Source organism: Vibrio sp. 378, from assembly GCF_033339435.1.
Genome location: NZ_JAWOUO010000698.1, coordinates 1 through 638 on the forward strand (window position 1 = coordinate 1; position 638 = coordinate 638).

General features: G+C 52.2%; 1 protein-coding gene. It reads right to left on the reverse strand.

The genetic code is table 11. The features are described from left to right. Positions 1–638, reverse strand: a 638-nt coding sequence (locus tag R7Q48_RS28345) for an efflux RND transporter permease subunit (protein WP_318133648.1), incomplete at both ends; no start/stop codon positions are given.

The window sequence follows — 638 nt, forward strand, 5'->3', positions numbered from 1 at the left end:
GACCACACTCAAGCGGTCTTTCGCACGTTCCATGTATTCGTATTGACCAGACCAAGCGAGCGAATATCCAGCAGGGAGCACCAGTTGGTCAGCCACTGCTTGCTGCGCTTCTACCACGTAAGAACCAAGGTCGCGGCCATCGATATCCACAAACACCCAGCCGTTAGGACGTGCGTTTTCGGTTTTGATCATCGGCGGACCGTCTTCGTAACGAATGTCAGCGACATCAGCGAGTGCGATACGCGCTCCATTTGGTGTCACTAGCGGTAAGTTTTGCAGCTTAACCACAGAGTCACGGTAGTCTTGCGGGTAGCGAACGTTAATCGGGTAGCGTTCCAAGCCTTCAATGGTTTCTCCAACATTCATACCACCGACAGCGGTTGAGATGACTTGCTGAACGTCTTTGATGCTCAATCCATATCTCGCGGCAGCGCGGCGGTTAATGTCGATTGTTACGTAACGGCCACCGGCTACACGCTCGGCATAAACCGATGAAGTGCCGCGAACGTTGTTCAAGATAGGTTCTAACTGCGCGCCAATCTTTTCGATTTCTTTCAGGTCTGGGCCTGCGATTTTGATCCCGATTGGCGTCTTAATGCCCGTCGCAAGCATGTCGATACGCGTTTTGATCGGCATTA